General features: G+C 65.2%; 7 protein-coding genes. 6 read left to right on the top strand and 1 reads right to left on the bottom strand.

The features are described from left to right. Positions 1–185: 185 nt before the first annotated feature. Complete coding sequence (locus H928_RS0125395) at positions 186–2102, top strand: ATP-binding cassette domain-containing protein (protein WP_021029025.1); 1917 nt, start codon at positions 186–188, stop codon at positions 2100–2102. A 28-nt stretch (positions 2103–2130) separates the two neighbouring features. On the opposite strand, the gene H928_RS0125390 is transcribed toward H928_RS0125395, so the two are convergent. Then, positions 2131–3597, bottom strand: coding sequence for a PLP-dependent aminotransferase family protein (locus H928_RS0125390; protein WP_021029024.1), 1467 nt, complete (start codon positions 3595–3597; stop codon positions 2131–2133). Between the two features lie 236 nt (positions 3598–3833). On the opposite strand from H928_RS0125390, the gene H928_RS0125385 reads away from it, so the two are divergent. From H928_RS0125385 to H928_RS33940, 5 genes are all read left to right on the top strand, one after another. Further along, positions 3834–4430 (top strand): LysE family translocator, encoded by a 597-nt coding sequence (locus H928_RS0125385; RefSeq protein ID WP_021029023.1) that lies wholly within the window; start codon positions 3834–3836, stop codon positions 4428–4430. A 259-nt stretch (positions 4431–4689) separates the two neighbouring features. Continuing rightward, a complete protein-coding gene (locus tag H928_RS0125380) occupies positions 4690–5877 on the top strand; it encodes a PLP-dependent aminotransferase family protein (protein WP_027011413.1) in 1188 nt (395 codons plus the stop codon). Positions 5878–5985: 108 nt separating this feature from the next. After that, on the top strand, positions 5986–6627 hold the full coding sequence (locus H928_RS0125375; RefSeq protein WP_021029021.1) for a glutathione S-transferase: 642 nt from the start codon (positions 5986–5988) through the stop codon (positions 6625–6627). 77 nt (positions 6628–6704) lie between these two features. Further along, positions 6705–7607, top strand: a complete 903-nt coding sequence (locus H928_RS0125370) for a PhzF family phenazine biosynthesis protein (RefSeq protein WP_021029020.1) — start codon at positions 6705–6707, stop codon at positions 7605–7607. 22 nt (positions 7608–7629) lie between these two features. Next, the coding region (locus H928_RS33940; protein ID WP_239645083.1) for a PhzF family phenazine biosynthesis protein at positions 7630–7872 on the top strand (243 nt) is incomplete at its 3' end.

The following is a 7872-nucleotide window of genomic DNA, read 5'->3' as shown; positions in this document are numbered from 1 at the left end:
TAGACGCTATTGTATAGGCGTTTTCCCGAGGCGTCACGCAGTTGGCGAAAATTTCTGATTGGACAGCATCTGCATGACCTACCGATGACGGTGCGAAGCTGGGGCAGCAGCAGACTCAGCGCCTGCCAGCGCCGATCCCCCTGCAACCGGGCCGCCGTTGGCGCGCACCCGATAATGGCGCCAACATGGCATTGATTACCTTATTAGACGCGCAACTGGCCTTTGGCCACGTTGCCTTACTGGACCACGCAGACTTCGCCCTGGAGTCCCAGGAGCGGGTTGGCCTCATTGGCCGCAATGGCGCAGGCAAGTCCTCGCTGCTGAAGATTCTGGCGGGCATGGAGAAGGCCGATGACGGCAATCTGCAATTGCAGAACGGCTTGCGCATCGCCTATGTGGCCCAGGAACCCAACCTGAACCTGGAGCACACGGTCTTTGAAGCGGCCTCTGACGGCCTGGCGGAAGTGACCGCCATCCGTGACCGCTACTTTGCCGCCGAAGACGGCGAGGACCTGGATGCACTGCAGTCCCAGATCGAGGCCTTTGATGCCTGGAACTGGGAGCAGCGCGTGGAAGAAACCCTGCAGCGCCTGCATCTGGACCCACAAGCGGTCGTCGGCAATCTGTCCGGCGGTGTGAAAAAGCGCGTGGCCCTGGCCCAGGCGCTGGTGCTGCGCCCCGATGTGCTGTTTCTCGATGAGCCGACCAACCACTTGGACCTGGACTCCATCGCCTGGCTGGAAGACCTGCTCAAGGAATTCAAGGGCAGCATCATTACTATTACCCACGATCGCTCCTTTCTGGATGCGGTCGCGACCCGCATTGTCGAGCTGGACCGTGGCCAGCTGCGCAGCTACCCCGGCAACTTTGCCCAATACGTAGTGCAAAAGCAGGAGCAGTTGGCGCAGGAGTCGGTGATCAACGCCAAGGCCGACAAGCTGTTGGCGCAGGAAGAGATCTGGATCCGCAAGGGCGTCGAAGCGCGCCGCACCCGTAGCCAAAGCCGGATCGAGCGGCTCAAGGTGATGCGCAGCGAACATGCGGCCCGCCGCACCGCTCAGGGCAGCGTGAAGATGGACATTGCCTCGGGCGTGGGCAGCGCCTACCAGGGCAAGATCGTTGCCGAGCTGACCGACGTCAGCAAGCGTTTTGGCGACCGGACCATTGTGCGCAACTTCAGCACCACGGTGCTGCGCGGCGACAAGATTGGCCTGCTCGGCCCCAACGGCGCCGGTAAGACCACCTTGCTGAAGATGATTCTGGGCGAGCTGGCCGCAGACAGCGGCACGATCCGCCAGGGCGCCAACCTGCAGGTGGCCTACTTTGACCAGATGCGCGATGCCATCAATCTGGATGCGACCCTGGAGGACTTCATCAGCCCCGGCAGTGAATGGATCGAGATCGGCAACCAGCGCAAGCATGTGAAAAGCTACCTGAGCGATTTCCTGTTCTCGCCCGCACGCGCTCATTCGCCGGTGCGCTCCCTGTCGGGTGGCGAGCGCAACCGCTTGCTGCTGGCCCGCTTGTTTGCCCGCCCCGCCAATGTGCTGGTGCTGGACGAGCCGACCAATGACCTGGACATCGACACCCTGGACCTGTTGGAAGACTTGCTGCAGCAGTACGACGGCACCGTCTTCCTGGTCAGCCATGACCGGACCTTTTTGGACAACGTCGTCACCAGCATCATCGCCGCCGAAGGCGATGGCCATTGGCGCGAGTACGAGGGCTCGGTGCAGGACTGGCTGATCCAGTCGCGCCGCTCGCGTGAGATTGCCGAGCAGCGCGATGCTGCGCAAGCCAGCAAGCAGGCCAAAGAGACCAAGGCCGCTGCAGCCGCTCCCGCGCCAGCGCCCGCTGCGGCAGCCGTGCCCAGCACCCAGCCCAAGCGCAAGCTCAGCTACAAGGACCAGCGCGATCTGGACACCCTGCCAGCCCGCATAGCCGAGCTGGAAGCTGAGCAAAAGGACATCCAGGCCAAGCTGGCCGATGGCAGCCTCTACACCAAGGACTACGGCCAGGCGATGCAGTTGCAGCAGCGCGATGCCGCCATTGAAGAGCAGCTGCTTGAAGCCTTGATGCGCTGGGAAGAGCTGGCCAGCTGATCCAGTGCCGCGCTAAGCCCTCAGCGGCTCAGCGCGGCATGGGCTCGGCCTGCGTAAACTCCGCACGCACCCGCTGGTAGACACGCCAGAAGCTCGGGTCCTGCGTGCAGGCATAGTTGATGCGCATGAGGGTAGAGGGCTGGCGGCTCGCATGAAAGAGGCTGCCCGGCGCAATCAGGTAGTTCTCATCGAGCATGCGCTGGGCCAGCACCTCGGTATCCATGCCGGTATCCACCCAGCCGAACATGCCAGCAGGCTCGGTGACAAATCGGCAACCGGACTCCAGCGCCAGCGGCACACTGTGCTTGCGCGCCTGCACCAGGTGGCTGCGCATGCGCTCGATATGGCGGCGCAGCTGGCCGTTTTCCATGCATAGCGCCATCGCGCGCTCCATCATCGCCGGGCTGGTCAGGGTCGACAGCAGCTTGGTATCCAGCATGCGGTCCACCAGATCTGGCGGCGCCACCATATAGCCCACGCGCCAGTTGGGCGCCAGGATCTTGGCAAAGCCGCTTACATAGATGCTGCGTTTGAGGCCATCGAGCACGCTGAGCCTTGTCGCATGCTCGGGCGCAATATGGCTGTAGGTGTCGTCCTCGACGATATAGAAATTGAAGGCCTGCGCCAGCTGCAGCACCTGGTGGGCCGCTGCCGGATGCAGGCTGTAGCTGGTGGGGTTGTGCAGCACACTGACGCTGACGTAGAGCTTGGGCGCATGGGTTTCGCAGTAATGGCGCATGACGGCCAGATCCGGGCCATCGGGCCCGCGCGGCACCGGCAGCACCTGCATGCCCAGCGCCGCCAGCCGGGCAAACTCCACCGACCAACCGGGCTCCTCCACCATCACCGCATCGCCCGCCTTCAGCAAGGTGCGGCTGACAATATCCAGCCCCTGGGTGGCGCCCATCGTGGTCATCACCTGCTCCACCCCCACCGGCAAGCCCAGCTCCTTGAGCCGATCGGCCAGCAGCGCGCGCAGCAGCTCATCGCCCATCGGCGCGCCGTAGCTCCAGTGCATGGCATGCAGCGCGTCCGATCCCACCACCTTGCGCAGCGCCGATTGCAAAAACTGGTTCTGCAGCCATTCGGGCGGGAACATGCCCGCCCCCGGCTGCGGGTGCGTGGCCTTGTGCATCATGCCCCGGATCAGCGAGGTCGCATTGATGCGGGCAGAGGCCGCCGGCAGCGACAGCGATACCGCATCCTTCAAGGTCTTGTCCTTGGCCGCAGGCGCAGCGGGCGGCGCGGTGACCACGGCCTTGGCCACATAGTCACGCACATAAAAGCCGCGCTGGCGGCGCGCCTCCACCAAGCCCTGGGCCTGCAGCAAGTCATAGGCCGCCACCACGGTGTAGGGGCTCACGCTTTGCTGGGCAGCGCAGGCCCGCACCGATGGCAGGCGCGCGCCGGCCGGTAACAGGCGCGAGCGGATGCGTTCGGCAAAGCGCGCCGCCAGTTGCTCGGTCAGGGTATGGGTGGTATCGCGGGTCAGCATGGCAAAAGACTGAGATGTACTGGTTTTGGCACCAATACAGTTCATGGTATTGATTTTCTGTCTGTACTGTAACTGTATTGCTATCAACGCTACATTATTTTTTGGCCAGCCTGGCCCAGAGGACCAGACTGTCCCCGCCGCAACCGGCCCGCGCCTTCGCGCCACCGGAATGCCGCAGCGGCAGGGCATGATGGGATCCCCTAAGGGCCGTAGATACGATCACCATGACAACGACCATGACCGCCGTAGAGTTCAGCGCATTTCTGGTACTGGCCACGGCCATGAGCTTTACCCCCGGGCCCAACACCACGATGGCCGCAGCCATGGGCGCCAACTGGGGGCTCAAACCCGCGATGCGCTTTGTCTGGGGCGTGCCCCTTGGCTGGGGCGCCCTGCTGCTGCTTTGCGCCAGCGGCGTGGGCGCGCTGGTGATGGCAGCGCCCGCCCTCAAAGGTGCTATCAAGGCGGTCGGCATTGTGTACCTGGTCTGGCTGGCCTACAAGCTCAGCCGCAGCGGCCGGTTGGCTGAGGCCCAAAACGGCCATCTGCTCGGTTTTTGGCAGGCCGTGGGCTTGCAGTTCGTCAACGTCAAGGCCTGGCTGTTGGCGCTGGCCATTGTCGCGGGTTGGATTGTCGGCTTTCAGGATGCGCTGATGCGCCTGGCCATTGTGCTGCCGGTGATGCTGTTTTACGCCTTTGCCAGCAACTTTCTCTATGCCTCGGTCGGTGCGCTGCTGCGCAGCTGGCTGGCCCAGGGCCAGCGTCTGCTCTGGTTCAACCGGGCCATGGCGCTGATCCTGGTGCTGACGGCGGCATGGATGGTCAAGGCCTGAGCCTGCAGGTAACAAAGTCTGTGCCGATGCCCGCAAGCCCTCTACCCATCAGACAATCAAAGCCCCTCTGGCAGGCCCGAGATAAGGCCTGCCCCGCAAAGAATCATGCAGGCCAAAAGCCTGCCGGCAGAGGCCGCCCGCCGTGTGCCATCCCAGACGCCCGGCCCCTGCCCATACTCCAACCTACGGTGGCGCTGCGCTGCATCCACCCCGGCCAGGGCGCTGTCGCCCCGGCCACCTGCAATGAGATGAGGAAATGATGACGAACTGGACCCTGGCCAAACGCGCCGCCAGCATGAACCCCTCGGTGATCCGCGAGATCCTGAAAGTGACTGAGAAGCCCGGCATCATCAGCCTGGCCGGTGGCTTGCCATCGCCCAAGACCTTCCCGATCGCGGCCTTCAAGGAAGCGGCGGACAAGGTGCTGCTGCAAGACGGCGCGTCCGCGCTGCAATACGCCGCCAGCGAAGGCTATGCGCCGTTGCGCGAGTTTGTGGCCAAACAGCTGCCCTGGGACGTCAGCCCCGACCAGGTGCTGATCACCACCGGCTCCCAGCAGGGCCTGGATTTGATGGGCAAGATCCTGCTCGACGAGGGCAGCCGCCTGCTGGTGGAGACCCCCACCTATCTGGGCGCGCTGCAGGCCTTTTCCCCCCAGCAACCCCAGGTGGTGGGCGTGGACAGCGATGACCAGGGCGTGATCCCCGACGATCTGGTGCGCAAGGCCGGAGAAGGCGCGTACAAGGCGCGCATGGTCTACCTGCTGCCCAACTTCCAGAACCCGACCGGCCGCAGCATGGACGACGCCCGCCGCCAGGCCGTGGTGGACCGCCTGGCCACATTAGGCATTCCGTTTCTGGAAGACAACCCCTACGGCGACCTCTGGTACGACCAGGCGCCCCCTGCCCCGCTGACCGCCCGCAACCCCGAGGGCGGCGTGTACCTGGGCTCCTTCTCCAAGGTGCTGGCACCCGGCCTGCGCCTGGGCTATGTGGTGGCGCCCAAGGCCGTCTACACCAAGCTGCTGCAGGCCAAGCAGGCGGCCGATCTGCACACGCCCACCTTCAACCAGCGCATGGTAGCCGAGGTGGTGCAAAGCGGCTTTCTGGACCAGCATGTGCCCACCATCCGCGCGCTCTACAAAAAGCAGCGCGATGCGATGCTGGCCGCGCTGAGCACGCATTTTGCCGACCTGGATGTGCAGTGGACCACGCCAACGGGCGGCATGTTCCTCTGGCTGCGCATGCCCGAAGGCATTGATACGGTCGCCATGCTGCCCGCCGCCGTCGAGCGCAATGTGGCCTATGTGCCCGGCAGCGCCTTCTATGCCAGCCAGCCGGACAACCGCACGATGCGCTTGTCCTATGTGACGGCCTCGGAAGAGCAGATCCATATCGCCATCCGGGCGCTGGCCGATACCGTGCGTGCCAGCTTGGCCGCGCGATAAGCCAGCTGGCCTGATCGCCAGAGCGCCAGTCCGCATGGCAGGCACTCTGGCCACACCACCACGCAGCCCGCCTGTGCGCGGGCCGCGCGCCAATACCAAGGAAGAGACATGCTGAAAATCTGGGGCCGCATCAGCTCGATCAATGTGCGCAAGGCCGTCTGGGCCGCGCAGGAAGTGGGCGTTGCCTTTGAGCGCATAGACACCGGCGGCAAGTTCGGCGGCACGCAGACGCCGGAATACCTGGCCCGCAACCCCAATGCCATGGTACCGGCCATCGAAGACGGCGAAGGCGCCATGCAGCTGACCCTGTTCGAGTCCAATGTGATCGTGCGCTACCTCTGCGCCCGCTACTCGCCCGGCGTGCTCTACCCGGCAGCGCTGGCCCAGCGCTTTGACGCCGAGCGCTGGATGGACTGGCAGCAAACGACGATGAACCCCGCCGGGCGCGATGCCTTTATCCAGCTGATCCGCACCGCCCCCGCGCAGCGCGATGCGCAAAAGATTGCCGCCTCCATCGCCGCAATGGAGCCCTTGCTGCAACTGCTGGACCGCCATCTGGCCAGCCACCCCTACTTGCAAGGCGCTCAGTTCGGCATGGCCGATATCCCCATCGCCTGCGAGGTGCACCGCTGGTGGAACCTGCCTGCCGCCGCCTACCAGCGGCCCCACTACCCGCATGTGGAGCGCTGGTTTGCCGCGATGCTGGCCCGCCCGGCCAGCCGGGGCGTGCTGGATATCACGATCGAATAAGCGCCGCCCAACCCGCTCCCCGCAGCGCGCTACAACGGCGCGCCCTGCTCTTTTTTGCCCAGCAAGAACCGACCACCATGCAGCCACGCCGCTTTGCCCAGCTCGATGTATTTGCCGACCATGCCCTGCAGGGCAATGCGCTGGCCGTGGTGCTCGATGGCGAGGGCCTCAGCGATGCGGCGATGCTGGACTTTGCACGCTGGACCAACCTGTCCGAAACCACCTTTGTGCTGCCGCCCACGGCGGAGGGGGCCGCCGGTGGCGCCGATTACCGCTTGCGCATCTTCACCCCGGCAGGCGAGCTGGCCTTTGCCGGCCACCCGACCCTGGGCAGTTGCCAGGCCTGGCTCAACGCCGGCGGCAGGCCGCGCCAGGCGCAGCGGGTGGTGCAGGAATGCGCCAAGGGCCTGGTCAGCCTCCAGCGCTCGCCCTCTGCGAGCAGCATCGACCGGGAAGGCCTGGAAGGCTTGGCTTTTGCCGCGCCACCGCTGCAGCGCAGCGATGTGCCTGCCGGTGTGCAGGCGCAGGTGCTGGCCGCATTGGCCTTGCAGGCCGATGATCTGGTCGCCGCGCAGTGGCTGGACAATGGATCGCGCTGGATGGGTGTGCTGCTGCGCGATACGGCGGTGCTGCCACGCGCCCAGCCCAACGCGGCCGCGCTGCGGGCGCTGGGCGTCAAGGCCGGCCTCTGCGCCATCCACACACCCAGCAGCGGCGCGATGGCGGCAGAACCTGTGCTGGAAGTGCGTGGCATCACCTTGACCGCCCACGGCATTGCCGAAGACCCGGCCACCGGCAGCCTCAATGCCAGCCTGGCCCAGTGGCTCAGCGCAGCCGGCCATATCGCTCTGCCCTACTGCGTGCAGCAAGGGGCGGCCATCGGCCGCGCGGGCCGCATGCGCCTGACGGCCGATGCGCAGGGCCAGATCTGGGTGCAGGGCCAGGTACACAGCGTGGTCACCGGCCAAGTCGTTCTCTGAATACCGAAGAAAGGAAACTCTTATGCGTACACGTGCCTTTATGCAGGTCGATGTGTTTTCCGAAACCGCCTACCGAGGCAACCCGCTGGCCGTGGTGCTCGATGGCGAGGGCCTGAGCGACGAGGCCATGCAGGCCTTTGCCCGCTGGACCAATCTGTCCGAAACCACCTTTTTGCTGCCGCCCACAACCCAGGGCCGCGCCCAGGGTGCGGACTACCGGGTGCGCATCTTCACCCCCGGCGGCGAGCTGCCTTTTGCCGGCCAC

This window comes from Comamonas sp. B-9, from assembly GCF_000410635.1.
Lineage (GTDB): Bacteria > Pseudomonadota > Gammaproteobacteria > Burkholderiales > Burkholderiaceae_C > Comamonas.
The sequence above is the reverse complement of the archived record's forward strand: the minus strand, read 5'-3'. Positions and strand labels throughout refer to the sequence as shown.

What these genes read in the sequence shown, in the direction of transcription:
- H928_RS0125395 (WP_021029025.1), top strand. Translation starts at nt 186, where the DNA reads ATGGCATTGATTACCTTATTAGACGCGCAACTGGCCTTTGGCCACGTT.
- H928_RS0125375 (WP_021029021.1), top strand. Translation starts at nt 5,986, where the DNA reads ATGCTGAAAATCTGGGGCCGCATCAGCTCGATCAATGTGCGCAAGGCC.
- H928_RS0125380 (WP_027011413.1), top strand. Translation starts at nt 4,690, where the DNA reads ATGACGAACTGGACCCTGGCCAAACGCGCCGCCAGCATGAACCCCTCG.
- H928_RS0125390 (WP_021029024.1), bottom strand. Translation starts at nt 3,597, where the DNA reads ATGCTGACCCGCGATACCACCCATACCCTGACCGAGCAACTGGCGGCG.
- H928_RS0125385 (WP_021029023.1), top strand. Translation starts at nt 3,834, where the DNA reads ATGACCGCCGTAGAGTTCAGCGCATTTCTGGTACTGGCCACGGCCATG.
- H928_RS0125370 (WP_021029020.1), top strand. Translation starts at nt 6,705, where the DNA reads ATGCAGCCACGCCGCTTTGCCCAGCTCGATGTATTTGCCGACCATGCC.